The sequence below is a fragment of the Mesorhizobium tianshanense genome (assembly GCF_007830515.1).
In the GTDB taxonomy this organism is placed as follows: domain Bacteria; phylum Pseudomonadota; class Alphaproteobacteria; order Rhizobiales; family Rhizobiaceae; genus Mesorhizobium; species Mesorhizobium tianshanense.
This window is the reverse complement of sequence record NZ_VLKT01000101.1, coordinates 1-14,557: the sequence shown is the minus strand read 5'-3', so window position 1 is coordinate 14,557 and position 14,557 is coordinate 1. Positions and strand designations below refer to the sequence as shown.

Below are 14,557 nucleotides of genomic sequence, written 5' to 3'. Positions count from 1 at the left end.
CCATCCGCCGGCGCACGAAGGCGGCATGCGGCGCCAGCTGCCAACACCCGGCGCATGGCCCTGGCGGCGAGGTTCGAGCGACCCCGTTTCCCGCCGCAGCTTCATCAGCTCGTTCACGAAACGAGGCGAAATGCGGAAATGCCGGGCGGCTTCCCGGTGTCCGTGCCCCTCGTCGACATACCCAGCAACACGCTCACGCAACGCCATCGGTAGCGGCTTGCCCATCGCGGTTCTCCTTCAAACCGCAATGAATCACGCCGCAGCCTCAATGGGAATCCTGAATCACGTCAAACGCGACACGCTCTAGGGTGCATTGATGCCCTTCGTTCCGCCGTTCCTTTGTCGTCTCGTCGGCATCAAGGCCGGGACCGGCACGAAGATGAGTATCCAAAGCGTTCGCTCCGCGCGGCGCGGTCATCATGCGATCGGCGACGAATGTATTCTCCACAACGTCTTTTCCTTTGACCGGCCCGACGCAAAGATCATCGTCGGCCAGCGCAGCTTCATCGGAAAGAGTCACCTCGTCGCGGCCGAACGGATCGAAGTTGGCGATGACGTGATCATAAGTTGGGGCACCACAATCGTCGATCACAACTCGCACGCGACAGGATGGCCAGACCGCAAGGCCGATGTCGCCGACTGGCATCAGGGAAAGAAGGATTGGTCGAACATCACCATCGCGCCAGTGAAAATTGAAGACAACGTCTATTGGCTTCAACGTCATCATTCTGAAGGGCGTTACGATCGGCAGGGGATCGGTCGTTGGCGCAGGATCCGTGGTAACAAAAGACGTGGCACCCTTCACTATGGTCGGCGGCAATCCTGCAAAGGCAATCGGCGCGAAATCTATCAGCGAGTTGAGCACAGAGCCCCGGCCATATACGACATAGTACGCACTGCAGTCTTCGGCGCGAACCTCAGAAATTCGGTTCGCAGCTTGTATTTCACCCATCCTTTCGATTGACCGGCCAAGTGCTGCTCATAAGCGAGATCATGGGCGAATGTCATTTGCCTTTCAACTTTGAGCCCAGAAGTCTTCAGTAGGTTTTCGAACGTCAGCGGCGTGTAAAAATTGATATGCCCATAGGGGCCTGACATCCGGATTGCGCGCTCGAGGTTCCTCGTATGCTCCAACGGCACCTCGATGTAGAGCTTCTTGCAGACCCTCGCCGCCTCCATCAAAAACATCCGTTCATGCTCGACGTGTTCGACAACGTGGATCGCAAGACCTAGATCAAACGACTTGTCGGGATGCGGGATATGATAACCGTCGAAGATGTCCAGGCTAGCTTGGTTGGCGATTTTCCTGACCTTGATCGCCTCGACGCCACTGGTTGATATCTCGACGGCGCCAAGGGCCTTTCCGAGGCCTTTCTTGTTCAGCTTGTCCAACACGGCGCCTTCGCCAGCCCCGATGTCGAGTATGCTCTCGAAGGACTGGCCTTGTGCAATCGCCTCGATGTGCCCGACCGATTGGTTGGATGCATCTCACGTTTTACGGCTACCTTCCCGTCGGTGTAGTAGTCGTCGTAGATGGCAATAATGCTACCGGCGTTGGCCATTAGGTCATCCCTTCAGATGACCCCCCGCTTTCATCGAACGTGCCATAGCCCAAGAATACCGTCCAGAGCAGTTCGGCTAAACGCTCACCAGCGGCGCGATGTTCGCCGCCCACTCGGCCTCGCCGACATCGTTCGGATGGATGCCGTCGCCGATCGACGCCGTGCTGTTGGTGGTCAGCGTCAGCCCGTCGATCAGGATGTTGTTGGCGTCGGCCAGTTCTGTCAGGGCATCGGACGTGGCCTGGCGGTAATCCGCGATCTTCAACGTCAGCGCATCATTAGCGGCCGAGATCCAGTTTGACGTCACTGCGTACAGCTTGGTCGCAGGCTTCACCGCACGGAAGTTGTCGATCAGCGCCTTGTAGGCGTTCTTGAAGGACAGGAGTGCCGTCTGTGCCGTCCGATTGTTGTAGTCGAACATGACGAAGGCAACATCCGGATCGGCATTGCCGAGATCGGTTCCCCACGCCGAAGTGACACCGGAGGAACCATAGCCGAGATTGATATGCTCCCAGCCCTTCGCGCGGCAGAGGATTTCCGTCCAATGCTTGTCGATGCTGGTCGCGTTGAAGCCCTGGAAGCGGCTGTCGCCGAGAAAGACCGCACGCGGCAAAGTCGAACGCGGTGTCGGCAAGGTGATAGGCGCGCCGTAGGTCGTGATGCCAAGATGCGCGATCGATGCCGAGTGCGGCATGACGATCTCGATCAGGCGATCGGCATTCGACGAAAAATCCAACCTGACGAAGAACTTTCCGAGCGCCTGCGGCGAGGTGAAATAGGTGTTATGTACGTCATTGACGAGGATCTGACCTTTGGCGTTGTAGCTGCCGCCGACGAGATTGAGATTCTGAAAATGCAGCACCACCGAAGTAGCACGGGTTTTAAAGCGTCGACGCCAGCCGGGATTGGCGTATTGGTAGCCAGAGAAGATAACCGGTCGAACACCGCTGACCTGAGACGCTGTTGCGGTGAGAGTCGCAGCGTAATCGCTGTCTTCGATCTTGCTGTCATTGGGCACGACATTGATGAGAGGCTCGACTCCGAGCGGGCCGAAGTTCGACATCGCCGTCAGCTCTGTTCCGTCCTGCGTTCTTAGTCTGAGGGTGAGCCTGGAGATTGTACCGCCGAACGACGTTGTGCCGCTAATGCCGCTGCCGATGCGCAGCCTGGTGAGCCCCGAAGGCACGGTCAAAGCGTTGTCTTGCGCGCCCACCGAGCCGTCGAGCGCCGCCTGCGCGTAGTTCGGACCCCACGAAGCCGCCAGCCGCGTCGTCTTATCCACAACCGTGATGCCAGGAAGAACGTTCGCCACGACAGCATTCGCCGTCCTTAGGGTGAACTGGCCGCCACCAAGAGACGACATATTGCACGAAATTTGATTGGCCGCGGTGGCATCATCGATCTGGGCCATAGTGCGGGAAACGTTGTCCGACGCCTGCGTACGGCCCTCTACAAACAGAGCGCCGAGCGCCACGTCGAACGGAATGGTCGATAGATCGATGCTGTTCAGGTCGACGCCCCTGGAGAAGAACGCCGTCGTCGTGACCATAGGGCTAGTTTTGTAGTTGCCATTCTCATTCTGGACGAGGTCGATGGCGAAGCTGTCGCCGCTGGTGGCAATCTTGAAGCCGACATGTGGGTTGGCCAGCGTCTGAGACAGAATGCTCATACGGTTCCAGTAGGCATCTGGAGGCGTCACATCGGTCCATGTGGCGCCGCCATCCATCGTCATGGAGATCGCGCCAGCGCCGGAGAGGCGCTTGATGTATGCAGTCTGGAAGTACGCAGCCGACGCGATAACGATGGCCTGCAGCACGGTCGCATCGGCTGCGGTCGCCGTGATCGAGGAGGCCGAAGCGGCTATGCCGTCCAGGCCGACCTGGTCGAGCGCCGCGGTCATGTTTGACTTAGTCCATGCGGTATTCGTGAGGTCGCGATTCCACAGCACGCGATTGACGCGCGCCGGCTCGCACAGAAGACCGCGTGGCGCAAGCGACTTGTAGTCATAGGTAAAGCGAGGGGTATTCACACCAGCCTGTCTGAGTAGTCCCAGCCTGTCGAAATACCAGGCCGCCGTCGAGCGACTTGACGTTAGCAGGGGCAACAAGCTGCCAACGTAGCGCTTGGCCGGCGAAGCAGCGTCCTTGATCAGGATGGCAGGGAGTAGCACATCGAAAGCAATCGCCACGCCGCTGTCATCGTATTGCAGGGCTTCGGCCAGGAGGGCTAAAGTCTCAGCATCGGCAAGCGCCGCCCTGACCCCCGTATCCGTCGCAACCGGTCCAGCCGCTACACTGTAAAGGCCGAGGACACCGGTCGAGACTTCGGTCCAGAAATATTCGCCAACATCAACATTCCTGCCGAGCACAACTACCGCGGCCGCTCCCGCCAGTCCCGCTGACGCCGCGAAGCTGAAGCTCGGCGCGGCGGTGTACGAGCCGGGCGCCGTGATCAGGATTTGGGTCAACACGCCGCCCGCCACCACGAACCGGCCGGCGGCACCCGAGCCGGCGCCGCCGGTAAACGCCAGATCGAAGGTGCCGTTGGTGCCACCGGAGCCCCCCGTGATCGCACCGCTGCCGACGACGCCAAGGCCGATCGCCGCCGCGATCGTCGGAAAGATGCCCTTGCCATATAGAGACGCGTCGCGTGCGGCCTGGGCGCTGGCCAGGGTAGCAGCCGTGGCAACGACATTGGCGGCTGTCGCAACCACGGCGGCAGCCGTCTCGAGGCGGTCGGCGGCGGTCAGGCCGGCATTCGTGGCGGCTGTCATGGCGCTGCCGGCGGCGGCATCGGCAGCCGTAACTGTCGCATCCTTCAGCGCTTCGACCTCCTCGACAACCCGCTCGATATCGGGCGGCACGAACGGGGCAATGGTGATGGCATCGCTGCCCAACACCGGCTCGTCGGCCGTAAATTCAAACACCCGGTCGGCATTGACTGTCCCGACCTGGGTGTGAACCGTCGTCCCCTTCTGCAAGGTGCGGCCGGTGCGGGCGTCGGCGGCGCGGAACCATTCGCCTTCGCTCACGGTGTAGATGCCGTTCTGTCTCTGGTCGGCCTGGTCCTTGACCAGCACCCGGTCGCCAACCTCGCACGGCACGCCGTCGATGGCCTGCAGGCCACGAAGGATGATGTTAGCCGTGGTCGCCAGACGCACGGGTTCACGTTCGCCGGTCAACAGTCGAACGGCGGCAGTTGCAGGTCGGGCCATCAGGCTTGCTCCATGAAAAAAGCCCCGCGAAGCGAGGCCTGAAAGATGTCATCGCGCGCCCGCAGGACGGGCGGTCCATGACGCATCTGGGTTTTGGGAAAGATCCGCCCCTAGGCGATGAAGAGACGCCGCTGGTTTAGCCGGGGTCTTGTCCTCAGAGAAATGGAACGCTCAAAAACGCTACGGCCTATGGCAACCCGCCAACGCGCCGTCTCTTTGTCCAGCTTGCGATTGTCAGACCGAACGCCATGCCGGCGCAGTCGGCAACCAAGTCGAATGCATCCATATCGCGCCCTATCAGCTGCGCGCCCTGGAGAACCTCGATCGCAGCACCCGTGAAAGCGAGGAGAACGATCAGCCTTACCTTGCGTTCGGGCCAGCCGAGGCTTCCCAAGGCCGCCAACACGGCGAAGGCGGCGGCGTGGTTGAGCTTGTCCTGATGGACGGCCCAGCCGATATCCGGCGAGAGCTGCACCGGCAGAAAAGCGAGCAGGAGAACGCCGGCCAAGGTGACCAGGAAAACGATCCTTGCCGCCACCTGATAAGAGTCTAAACGCAACAAGATAGGGTCAATCCTTCATCTGAAAAGTCAGGCTAGCATGGTCCCGGCAGGCACCACCGCTCGCGCGACAACTGGAGGCTGCGGCACGCCATAGGCTACCATCATGACCATAATCAGACCACCGGCTGATGACAGCGCGATAAAGCGCGGCGGCCTGGCACGATTCCCGGCGCTGTTGGCAAGCGGCAATACAATCACCCTTGAAGTTCGTATTACCTCATCAAGGAATTTGAGACGTCGATCCAGCATTTCCGCGTTGGCGGGATTCGCGGGAACTTGCGGTGTCATTCGTCTTCCGGGTAATCGCAAGCCCAGTGCGCGCTTCTTATTGGTCGCCCCGCTCTTTGAGATATTTGAGCACGGCTCATGCCGGCCGGCGGGGCGGACCCGTTGTCCCCGTTGGCCGATGGCCGTACTGGGTTGCCCGCCGGTGGCGACGCCACCACGGACCCGGCGTCTGCCAGATCTGTCATGAGAAGGATTCCTTTGTGTTGATTGCAGGGGAAAGGCCCTGGCCGGTTCAGCCAGGCTTATTGCTTTGGAGGGTTTGAGGGATCGGCTGAACCCAGGCAGAACCGCTGCCGCCTGAAGCCTGATTCATGTCGATAGAAACGTGCCTTATCGTCTTGTTTGACCACGATCTTTCCGAACCGAAGGCCTCGGTCATCAAGACGAAAGAAACCATGTCTCATTTCGTGAGGCGTGGTGCCCCTGTTCCGCCGCAATGCGCCCGCACTTGGCAACGTATTCGGCCTTTTGGGCTTCAAAGGAGAACCTTTACATGATCAAGAAAGCCATTGCCGCCGCGCTTCTGACTGCCGTTCTGGCAGGGTGTGCGCAGACCGAAGGGCAGCAGAGGGCCACCACGGGGGCCTTGGTCGGCGGCGCGGGCGGTGCTCTCGTCGGTCAGGCCATAGGCGGCAACACCAAGAGCACGGTCATCGGTGCAGCCAGCGGCGCCCTGCTTGGTGCGGTCGTCGGCAGCGCCACCACGCCGCAGCGGCGCGGCGAACAGCTTTGCCGCTACCAGGATCGCAACAGCGGCCGCATCTACACCGCGCCTTGCGACGACCGCTACTACAGCGGCAATTATTGAGCGATAGCCCTCTCCCCGTCACTATACGGGGAGAAGGTCCCGGCAGGGGGATGAGGGGCAGCGCAATTTCTGAAATGCTGGCACCGTCCCCTCACCTGCCTGCCGGCATCCTCTCCCCGTAAACGGGGCGAGGGGCGCAGCTTCAGCCTCGGCGCGCCCTATCTCCCCTCCGCCCGCGCCGCTTTCTCCAGCGCCGCAAGCTGCGCCTCATCCAGCGTCAGAAACCCCATGATGTGCTGCACCACTTCGGCCCGCGCGTTGCTGAGCGCGCTGTGCAGTTCGAAGCCGTTCGGCGTCTTCGTCTTGGCCAGCCATTCGCCATAGGACGGGCGGCGGTAATAGCCGGTGGCGGCCGTCAGGTCGGCCAGCACCATCTCGCCGTCCTGGCCGGAGAAAACCCTGAGATAGGCCTTGGTCAGCGCATCCTGTGCCTTCGCCGGGCCGCCGGCCTGCCCGGAATGGGCGAAGCGTTTCCGGCTCATGCGCCGGCGCCCGATACAGCCGGACCGCCCGGCAGGTCAGCCTGCGCGCCCTGCAGCATACCTTGCAACCCGTCGAGCAACCCGCTGTCGCGTGCCTGAACCGCCGCGGGCACCGCGTCCTTGGCCGCTTTGCCCGCGGTGGCGATCGCCGCCATGCCGGCCTGCGCCTGGCTGGCCTTGGCGCGGGCGTCGCGGATGCCCGCCACCTCTTGCCTGGGGCGAAAGATGCGCTGCGGGCTGCGGCCGGCGCTCTGCACGATCTTCAGCGCCTCGTCGCCGTCGATATTGTCCATCACGCCGGGGTCGAACTGCGCCATCTGCATGGCGGTGGTGACCACCTGGATGGTGTCGCGCGCCTCGGCCGAGCGGCGTAGTACGTCGAGCGGGCCGGTGAAGGTCGGCCGCACCGCCTTGCCGGCAAGGCTCGCCGGCGGCAGAAAGCGGCTGTCTGCCTCATACAATCCTTTGTCTTCCAGAATGCCGAGCTCGCGGTCGAGATTGCTGGCAAAGCCCGCCTGGATGATCGAGCCGGACGGCCCGAGCAGCGCGCCCTTCTCCTCTTGCCGGATCAAGGCTTCGGTCGCCGTCATCTGCGGGTTCTGCACCAGCGTCTGGAACAGGTTGACGAACATCATGTCGCGGATCTCCTCGGCCCGGCTCTCGGCATAATTGAACGCGTAGGTCGGGTTCTGCCCCGTAGCGATCGGCGCGATCAGCGGCCGGCCATTGTCGTCGATCAGGCCGGGATAATTCTCGCCGGGATTGAGCACCGGCACATAGTCGAGCCGCGCCTTCGAAGCGGTCGCCGGGTCGGTGATCTGCTGCAGCGCCCGCAGACCCGAGCGGCGCACGGCGTTTTCCTCCCGCACCGTGGTCAGCGCCTCTATGGTCGGCGAGATGCCATAGGGGTCGCCCTCGTAGCGGCGCCAGTTGAAGCACGACACCGGGAAGGAGCGGAAGCCGCTTTCGCGCACGATCACCTCCTCGTCCTCGATGACGTGATAGGAGGCGAACGCCGTGTCGAGATACTGATAGGTGCCGCCCAACCGGTACATCTTGCGTTCGTCGCGCGGCTGGATGCACTGGATCAGCGCGATCTTCGTCTCGCATTTCGAGGGGTCGTCGACCAACATCTTGATCCGCGCCGGCAGCTTCTCATAGCCGAGCAGCTGCGCCGCCTGCCGCGCGGTGCGCTCGTAGCGGCGGTGGAAGGTGTCGACCTGGCCCCAGCGGTTGCGCGAGAGGTAGCCCTCGGCCACGGGGATCGAGGCATAGCGGATCAGCGTGCCGCCAAAGCCCTCCTCGGCATAGAGATAGGCCGGACCGTAGCGCACGACGTTGCGCAGGCAGGCCTGCGTCGCCGGTACGAAATTCGAATTGGCGGAGTAACGCAGCGCAAACAGGAAATCGCGCAGCGCTTCCGCCCATTCCTTTTCCTCGTCGGTCTCCTCGTCGTTCATGGCGGCGGTCGACAGCCCGTGCCATTTTTCCGACTGCGGGATGATCAGGCTTTCCAGCCCGGCGGCCAGCCGGTTGGCGGCCGAGTTGATGGTGTTGGCGTAGACACGGGCACCGCGCCGCTCCTGCCGCTCGGCCTGCGAGGCTGCGCCGGCTTGCCGGCCCCAGATGTCGGGCGCGTCGGGATCGCAGAATTCCGACACGGCCTCCCAGACAGCCTCATACTGGCTGCGCTCGGTCTCGAGTTCGGCCTGTCGCGACAGGATATCGTGGGCACGGGAATCGCTCGTCATGGCATTAACTTTCTTCGGTGGTGTCGCCTGTTCGAAGCCCAGAGGTTCTTGACGGTCAGGTCGAATTCGATATTCAAGGGAGGCGCGGCGGGCCTTTAAGGAGGTCGATGTGACGATGACGGAGAGCCTACCCAGTGCCTTGAAAAGACGCAGCAAACAGGCAGCAAAACGACTGCTCGGCTACGACTCCCGCAACTGGCTGCGCATCAGGCAAATCGAGGCATTCACCGCGTTTCTTGAAGCGGACGGCCGAAAATCTTCCCCTGTGATCGAGGTTTCGCCCGGCTGGAACCGCTATTGGAAGACGCTGTGCTCCAACTATACGTCGGTCGATTTTCCCGAATTCGACATCTGCAAGGACCGCACCGAGAAACAATATGCGATCGTCATCGCCGACCAGGTGCTGGAGCATGTGCAGCGGCCGCTGGCCGCGGCCAAAAATATCCACGCCATGACCAGGCCGGGCGGCTGGGCAATGGTGGCGACGCCGTTCCTGTTCAGGGTGCATGCCAGGCCGCACGACTACAACCGCTGGACCCCCGCCGGCCTGAAGCAGTTGCTGGTCGAAGGCGGCTTTCCGGAAGCCGGCATAGAGGCGTTCAGCTGGGGCAACAAAGCCTGCGCGAAAGCCCATATCGGCGGACCAGTGCGCTCCTACGGCATGTGGCGCGACCTCTCCAACGACGAGGAATACCCGCTGATGGTCTGGGCATTCGCGCGGAGGGCGGTGTGAGTGGTTGAGAGATTAATCTCCCCCCTTGTGGGGGAGATGGCCGGCAGGCCAGAGGGGGGCGCTGTCCCGCCAGCCTATCCACAAAATCGCCGCTGAGCCCCGGTCGTCCTCGGCTGAAAACCGCGAAGGTGGCGTTCCTTCGCGCCCCCCTCTGCCCTGCCGGGCATCTCCCCCACAAGGGGGGAGATTGGCAGCTTCACCCGCCTCGCCTTTTCACCAACCGCGCCAACCGCCGCCAGGTCCACCAAGGCAAACCGCCTCGATTCCTGAACACCCGTTTCATCGCGCCCATCTCATACCCCCAGCAGCACGCGGCGCTGGCCGGTAAGGTCGCTCGGCGACAGGTCGGTCTTGACCGTGTTCAGCGTACCCTGGCGCTGCTCGAGCTCAGCCCTGAGTGCTGCTTCGCGCGCCTGCACGTCCTTGTCGGCGATGGTCGGTGTCGGTGGCAGCGGCTTCAGCGCCGGCGGCTTTTGAAAAAGGCACATGGTTCCAGTCTTCTCCAAAGTGAGAGGTTCTCGTCCAGTCGTAGAGCAAAAAATCTTCGCCGTTCCGGCCGTAGCCCGGCAGCAGGCAGCGTTGCGTCGCGCCAAGCCGGGCAAGCCAGCGCAGCGCCAGCTCGTTGGCGGCGAGCGCCCGTGCCTCGACCCGGAAAGCACCGCGCGCTGCAACTTCAGGCCCGAGCACGGCGTGAAAGAACTCCGTGATGCCAGGCACGCAGCGCCGCATGCGGCGCGTGCCCCAGCTCCAGGCGATCCATAAGCCGCCGCGTTGCTCGGCGGCGCCAAAGCCGGCTTCCGGATTGCCGTCGAGCTCGGCGACATAGGCAAACCCCTGCAGCGCCGTCAGCGCCAGCAGCGCCGGCGACCATTCGTCGAACTGGCAGTCGATCTCGGCCCGGTCCTCGGGGCGGAGGTTGGCGGCGATGTAGGAGAGATCGCGCAAAGTGGCGGGGATGATGCGGAGGGTCATGAGGGGGCCGCAACATTTGCCAGGAGAATGCTTCTTCGGATCGCCACAGATTCCTTCGAGCAAAGGCCGGCCGAGGATTTAGGACGGGCTAGCACATCCACGACCTGCCCGGCACGGCGGCGACGAAGTTCTACAACGGCGCCTGACCGAGCGTGAAATCGGCGAGATCATGTCATGGGAAGAGGACAGCGGATCCGCCGCTATGTCGACCGCTCAGCGGCGATCAAGGACAGGATCAAGCGGCCGAATTAGGTTCGGAAGGAAGCCTAGCTGTGCTGCGGGATATCGCCCCTATATAGCCGCTTTGATAATATGGTTGTAGTCTGCCGGCCAGGAGCATGTGCGATGACTTCGAGTGTAACATCCTTCTCAACATGCATCGGCATACTCTGAACAACTATATTTATGAGTTTGCCGTTACCTACCTTGCTGACATCTACAGGAAGTTTCGCTATTGGGGTTTTTTCAACCAATATTTCCATAAATATGTCAGTTTTTATTGAGAAATCAACTATTAACTCTATATAAATACCAAACATAAGATCCGATGGCATAGAAGAGATTATCACATCTCCAGAATAAACATTCACAAGTGTATACTTATTGCCAGCACCTTTTGCGACATATTCACAAAGAGCCGCATTTCTGAATTTGATAGGATTTTTCACGGGCGAGCCACGAGAGGAATTGTCGAAAAGAACGCAGTAGAAGCATCGGATGCTGTTGGATTCCCAATCACCGAGTTTGGCGGCATAGTCGCTTGCTCGTGGAAGAAATTTGACTTGGCTCTGTCTTTGTTGAGGATTACCTCGTAGTCCATTTCGGCATCGAGCGCGAAAAGTAGATCGCTTATGGTATCAAGCGTCCAGTTTGACGGGCCCGAAAGCCAACGGCTGATAAGCGGCTGGCTCCTGCCAATTTTCTTAGCTATTTCTTTTCGTGTTAGCCCGCGTTCCTCAGCGGCCTTCTCAAGCGCGTCAATGACGACATCATAAACGCGATTCTTGTTTCGCTCGGCAAAAAGCGCTGCATCGTAGTTGTAGGTCACAACTGCACCCTGATTTTCTGTGTTGCGTTCGAAGTCATGTACGTCTCATAGCGAAACTCTGGAGCGTCTGTGAAAGGATCAGGTAATCCAGCCTCTTTCCAATGATCCTCACAAACCAACTTCTGATATTCCCATTGCGCAGACCATTTGGCCCCAAGAGTGTCTCGACGTTCAACGTGCGTTCCCACGAATACATCAGGCATGGCGAAGCGCCCGAACACACGCAAGGACGGCCTTGGCTTGCGACTGCGCAATTCCCAATGCTCGTACTTTCGAGGAATAAGCTGTTTCATAAGATCGTCTGTAATACGGCCGCCTTCGACAAAATGGCTGATCGCAGCCTGCAACGCAGCCCAAATCCGCCTTTCTCCCTCATCGACTGAAGCTCGCCCCTGACTGATAGAATCGACAAGGGGCTTACACATAAGAAATGCTCTTGGTTCTCCAGACCATGAAGCGATCGGCTTTGCGGCCACGAGCTTGCCGCCCGCTTTTGCATCCGCTATGGCTTGAGAAATTAACATATAGGTTAAGCCAATGCCATCGACAATACGATTTGGGGTTAAGATTTATCCGAGAAGGAATTGAAAAGACGAATCCGCCCCGACCACATTCCGGCGCCCCCAGCCGGCAATGGCTGGAGCATAACGAAAACGTCAGTCTGTAAAAAGCCTGTAAAAACGCTGATGTTGATCAATGACAAAGTCAAGACGCAAACCCTTGTAACGCAAGCTGGAACGGGTGGCAGAACGCTCGCGTTCGGGTTGGGAAGTTCGACTGCTCCAAAGTGGCTGCCCATCTTGGGTACTGGCGCCTTGATCGCAATTCTACACATTTCGACAGCACGAAGCCATCGGAGCAGTAATCTCAGTCCAGCCTCGGCTTTCCGGACATGCGGTTTCCATGTCGGTCAGCTTGGCCAGGATAGGCATCCCCTCACCGAAACGCCCCAGCGGGTCACTCTGCCCCGCCGATCGTTTGCGCCCAGCCCGAAACTCCGCCGGATCGACCACCGCTTCCCGCAGCATCATCACGCCGTAGCGTGTCGCCGCCATCAGGTCGTCGCGCAGTTTCACCACCTGGCCGTCCTTGCGGTGATAGAGCCGGAATTCCTCGAACCAGGGCAAGAGCGTCGAAAACACCTTGAAGCGGCCTGATTGCATGCGGTCGAGCATCTCCATCAGCCCGGCCTCGACCGAGACCGAGCCGTCGACGAACTGCGCGTGGTGCGAAAGCATGTTCAGCCCATGCGCCGCATATTGCCGGGCCAGCGCCACGCCCGCCCCTTCCAGCGTCTCGCGCCGGCCGTCGCGCGGCCACGCCCAGGGCAGCCACTCGCCCCACGGTTTCAGGGTCAGCGCCTGCATGGCGGGAGTCTGCTGCGAGGCGCGGCAGGCTTTTGAGACATAGACGACATCGGCCTCCGTATCCCAGGCGAGCTCGACCGCGGCCGACGGATGGTCCCAGCCGAAATCGAGCGCGCCGAGCCGCGGCCAATAGCGCGGCAGGCGGAACGGCTCGCAGGCGATCAGTTCTTCAGCCACCGGAAAGATGCGGCCGGAGCCCAGCACCGGAATGCCCTTGGCCCGCGCCTCGCGCTCATGCGCGGGATAGGCGGCAACGATCGCCGCGCGTTCCTCGGCGGAATAATGCTCGGCATCGTCGATGGTCATGAAGGTGACGTGGCGGGTCATCGATGCGCCCTCACAGTGTTGAATCATGTTGGGAAACGCAGGGCGTAAAGTGTTGTTTGGGCGATAGCTTTTTCATGCTGGCGGGACAGCGCCCCCCCCTCTGTCCTGCCGGACATCTCCCCCTCAAGGGGGGAGATTGGCAGCTTCAGCGTATCGCCCGCCTTCAATCGTTGGAGATTGGCGAAAGCCGGGGTGACATCCAATCTCCCCCCTTGAGGGGGAGATGTCCGGCAGGACAGAGGGGGGCGCGAAGGAACGCGACGGGTGAGCGGAAGCGAAAGCTTCCTTCCCAACCCCCCCTCACCTCCCCATCCGCTCCACCTCTCCCGCCGACAAAAACAGCAGCACCACCTCCGACATGCCGAGCAGCGGCGTGAAGGTGACGATGGTGATGCCGCCGGTGGCGTTGGTGCGGGTCAGGCCTTCGGAATAGATGTCGAGCGGCGGTTCCTCGTCGAACCAGACACCGTGCAGCGTCTCGCCCTGCCATTTCTCGCGGCCCTTTTCAAAACTCTTGAACGACAGCACCGATTCGTCGGCCTGGACATCGCCGCCACCGCCATGGCGCACCACGACGCTGTCCAGCCCGTGCGGCGCGCCGCGCCCCATGATGGTGCTGACGATCGCGTCGGCCGGGATCATGCCGGTGCCCCATGCTGCCGGCTGCTGCGGCGGGCCTACAAGCACGCGCTGCGGGTTGTCGCGCGTGCCCTCTGCGGTGACGCCGGCCGCCCACAGCCGCACGGCCGTGTCGAACACCTTGCCTTGCCACCAGTCCGGATAGCGGCCGGTGAGGTGCATCGCCCATTCGGCACCGCCGGCCCTGGTCTTGCCGAGCTGGTTGCCGGCCATGAACAGCCGCTCGCGATTGGCCGCGCCCGCCGCATGGAACTCGGCCTGCCTGGGGTAAGGCCGGTAGGCGGCAAGCTGGTTAGCGCGCCGCCTCCGGTCCAGTTCCCTGAGCAGGCTCAGATACTCGGCCTTTGCCGTCGAGGCCCGGCTTCGTGAGGCCCGGTCTTTCGAGGAATGGCCGGAGGACGGCTTCGAGGCCGCGGATGCGCTGCCTGATTTCGTCATCGCTCAATGCTTCCAGGCTTCTCTGATTGGGGTCGTTGAGGTCAAGCTCCTCCTGATATTTTTCCGGACCATGTCGCCCCGCGGGTCACTCGCTTCTCTTCGCGGTCGACGTTAGGCCGCCGCATGATGGGGTCAGTAGAGCGAGGCGTCTCAATCTGTTGAACGACCTTGAGAGAGTTCGTCCCAGGATCGTGCCTGCTAACGAGATCGCCTTGCCCATCGTCCCCACGGGAACGATCCGGATCACGCCCTTTCGGGTGGAATCAACTCCTCCTTCGTTGGTCTGTTGTCCCTATTTCATGCCGATACGGGGCCGGGTGCCTTGCCGAAGCGGAATTCTGTCCCGTCGCTCCACATGCGATGCAG

General features: G+C 61.3%; 15 protein-coding genes and 2 pseudogenes. 3 read left to right on the top strand and 14 right to left on the bottom strand.

Annotated elements, in window-relative coordinates; translation table 11 throughout:
- Both IQ26_RS37320 and IQ26_RS37315 read right to left on the bottom strand, forming a co-directional pair.
- A pseudogene (locus IQ26_RS37320) lies at positions 1-225 on the bottom strand (helix-turn-helix domain-containing protein); the annotation flags it as partial.
- 40 nt (positions 226-265) lie between these two features.
- A complete protein-coding gene (locus IQ26_RS37315; protein ID WP_145723349.1) occupies positions 266-718 on the bottom strand; it encodes a hypothetical protein in 453 nt (150 codons plus the stop codon).
- On the opposite strand from IQ26_RS37315, the pseudogene IQ26_RS41750 reads away from it, so the two are divergent.
- Positions 711-890, top strand: a pseudogene (locus IQ26_RS41750) (acyltransferase); the annotation flags it as partial. The gene IQ26_RS37315 and the pseudogene IQ26_RS41750 sit on opposite strands and share 8 nt — an antisense overlap.
- On the opposite strand, the gene IQ26_RS37305 reads toward IQ26_RS41750, so the two are convergent.
- From IQ26_RS37305 to IQ26_RS37290, 4 genes are all read right to left on the bottom strand, one after another.
- Entirely contained in the window at positions 850-1,392 is a 543-nt protein-coding gene (locus tag IQ26_RS37305) for a methyltransferase domain-containing protein (protein WP_240547449.1), read from the bottom strand. The pseudogene IQ26_RS41750 and the gene IQ26_RS37305 overlap by 41 nt on opposite strands.
- A 246-nt stretch (positions 1,393-1,638) precedes the next feature.
- Positions 1,639-4,776 (bottom strand): SGNH/GDSL hydrolase family protein, encoded by a 3,138-nt coding sequence (locus IQ26_RS37300; RefSeq protein WP_145723347.1) that lies wholly within the window; start codon positions 4,774-4,776, stop codon positions 1,639-1,641.
- Between the two features lie 187 nt (positions 4,777-4,963).
- A complete protein-coding gene (locus IQ26_RS37295; protein ID WP_322791159.1) occupies positions 4,964-5,338 on the bottom strand; it encodes a VanZ family protein in 375 nt (124 codons plus the stop codon).
- A gap of 27 nt (positions 5,339-5,365) precedes the next feature.
- Positions 5,366-5,626 (bottom strand): hypothetical protein, encoded by a 261-nt coding sequence (locus IQ26_RS37290; protein WP_145723346.1) that lies wholly within the window; start codon positions 5,624-5,626, stop codon positions 5,366-5,368.
- Positions 5,627-6,119: 493 nt separating this feature from the next.
- Here IQ26_RS37290 and IQ26_RS37280 point away from each other — a divergent pair, with 493 nt between their 5' ends.
- The gene (locus IQ26_RS37280) at positions 6,120-6,434 is read left to right on the top strand and encodes a YMGG-like glycine zipper-containing protein (RefSeq protein ID WP_145723344.1); all 315 of its coding nucleotides are present in this window, start codon (positions 6,120-6,122) and stop codon (positions 6,432-6,434) included.
- 158 nt (positions 6,435-6,592) lie between these two features.
- Here the strand turns inward: IQ26_RS37280 and IQ26_RS37275 are convergent, their stop codons facing one another.
- Both IQ26_RS37275 and IQ26_RS37270 read right to left on the bottom strand, forming a co-directional pair.
- Positions 6,593-6,916: a Bbp19 family protein gene (locus tag IQ26_RS37275; protein ID WP_145723343.1), complete on the bottom strand. Its 324-nt coding sequence runs from the start codon at positions 6,914-6,916 to the stop codon at positions 6,593-6,595.
- Entirely contained in the window at positions 6,913-8,667 is a 1,755-nt protein-coding gene (locus IQ26_RS37270; RefSeq protein WP_145723342.1) for a portal protein, read from the bottom strand. Before IQ26_RS37270 ends, IQ26_RS37275 begins: the two co-directional genes overlap by 4 nt.
- Positions 8,668-8,782: 115 nt before the next feature.
- Between IQ26_RS37270 and IQ26_RS37265 the strand changes: the two genes are divergently transcribed.
- Positions 8,783-9,400 carry a methyltransferase domain-containing protein gene (locus IQ26_RS37265; protein WP_145723341.1) on the top strand — a complete coding sequence of 206 codons (618 nt, stop codon included), beginning with the start codon at positions 8,783-8,785 and terminating at the stop codon, positions 9,398-9,400.
- Between the two features lie 387 nt (positions 9,401-9,787).
- Here IQ26_RS37265 and IQ26_RS37260 read toward each other — a convergent pair whose 3' ends face one another.
- From IQ26_RS37260 to IQ26_RS37230, 6 genes are all read right to left on the bottom strand, one after another.
- Positions 9,788-10,372 (bottom strand): hypothetical protein, encoded by a 585-nt coding sequence (locus IQ26_RS37260; RefSeq protein WP_145723340.1) that lies wholly within the window; start codon positions 10,370-10,372, stop codon positions 9,788-9,790.
- A gap of 266 nt (positions 10,373-10,638) precedes the next feature.
- Positions 10,639-11,040, bottom strand: a complete 402-nt coding sequence (locus IQ26_RS37255) for a hypothetical protein (protein WP_145723339.1) — start codon at positions 11,038-11,040, stop codon at positions 10,639-10,641.
- Positions 11,037-11,420 carry a helix-turn-helix domain-containing protein gene (locus IQ26_RS37250; protein ID WP_145723338.1) on the bottom strand — a complete coding sequence of 128 codons (384 nt, stop codon included), beginning with the start codon at positions 11,418-11,420 and terminating at the stop codon, positions 11,037-11,039. Before IQ26_RS37250 ends, IQ26_RS37255 begins: the two co-directional genes overlap by 4 nt.
- Positions 11,417-11,944: a hypothetical protein gene (locus IQ26_RS37245; protein WP_145723337.1), complete on the bottom strand. Its 528-nt coding sequence runs from the start codon at positions 11,942-11,944 to the stop codon at positions 11,417-11,419. The genes IQ26_RS37250 and IQ26_RS37245 overlap by 4 nt, the downstream gene beginning before the upstream one ends.
- Before the next feature lie 303 nt (positions 11,945-12,247).
- A complete protein-coding gene (locus IQ26_RS37240; protein ID WP_407660297.1) occupies positions 12,248-13,141 on the bottom strand; it encodes a phage terminase large subunit family protein in 894 nt (297 codons plus the stop codon).
- 273 nt (positions 13,142-13,414) lie between these two features.
- On the bottom strand, positions 13,415-14,191 hold the full coding sequence (locus IQ26_RS37230) for a terminase large subunit domain-containing protein (protein WP_145723336.1): 777 nt from the start codon (positions 14,189-14,191) through the stop codon (positions 13,415-13,417).
- Positions 14,192-14,557 lie beyond the last annotated feature (366 nt).

Coding starts and splice junctions, on each gene's coding strand:
- IQ26_RS37300 (WP_145723347.1), bottom strand. CDS start 4,776: ATGGCCCGACCTGCAACTGCCGCCGTTCGACTGTTGACCGGCGAACGT.
- IQ26_RS37290 (WP_145723346.1), bottom strand. CDS start 5,626: ATGACACCGCAAGTTCCCGCGAATCCCGCCAACGCGGAAATGCTGGAT.
- IQ26_RS37280 (WP_145723344.1), top strand. CDS start 6,120: ATGATCAAGAAAGCCATTGCCGCCGCGCTTCTGACTGCCGTTCTGGCA.
- IQ26_RS37275 (WP_145723343.1), bottom strand. CDS start 6,916: ATGAGCCGGAAACGCTTCGCCCATTCCGGGCAGGCCGGCGGCCCGGCG.
- IQ26_RS37270 (WP_145723342.1), bottom strand. CDS start 8,667: ATGACGAGCGATTCCCGTGCCCACGATATCCTGTCGCGACAGGCCGAA.
- IQ26_RS37265 (WP_145723341.1), top strand. CDS start 8,783: ATGACGGAGAGCCTACCCAGTGCCTTGAAAAGACGCAGCAAACAGGCA.
- IQ26_RS37260 (WP_145723340.1), bottom strand. CDS start 10,372: ATGACCCTCCGCATCATCCCCGCCACTTTGCGCGATCTCTCCTACATC.
- IQ26_RS37245 (WP_145723337.1), bottom strand. CDS start 11,944: ATGTTAATTTCTCAAGCCATAGCGGATGCAAAAGCGGGCGGCAAGCTC.
- IQ26_RS37240 (WP_407660297.1), bottom strand. CDS start 13,141: ATGATTCAACACTGTGAGGGCGCATCGATGACCCGCCACGTCACCTTC.
- IQ26_RS37230 (WP_145723336.1), bottom strand. CDS start 14,191: ATGACGAAATCAGGCAGCGCATCCGCGGCCTCGAAGCCGTCCTCCGGC.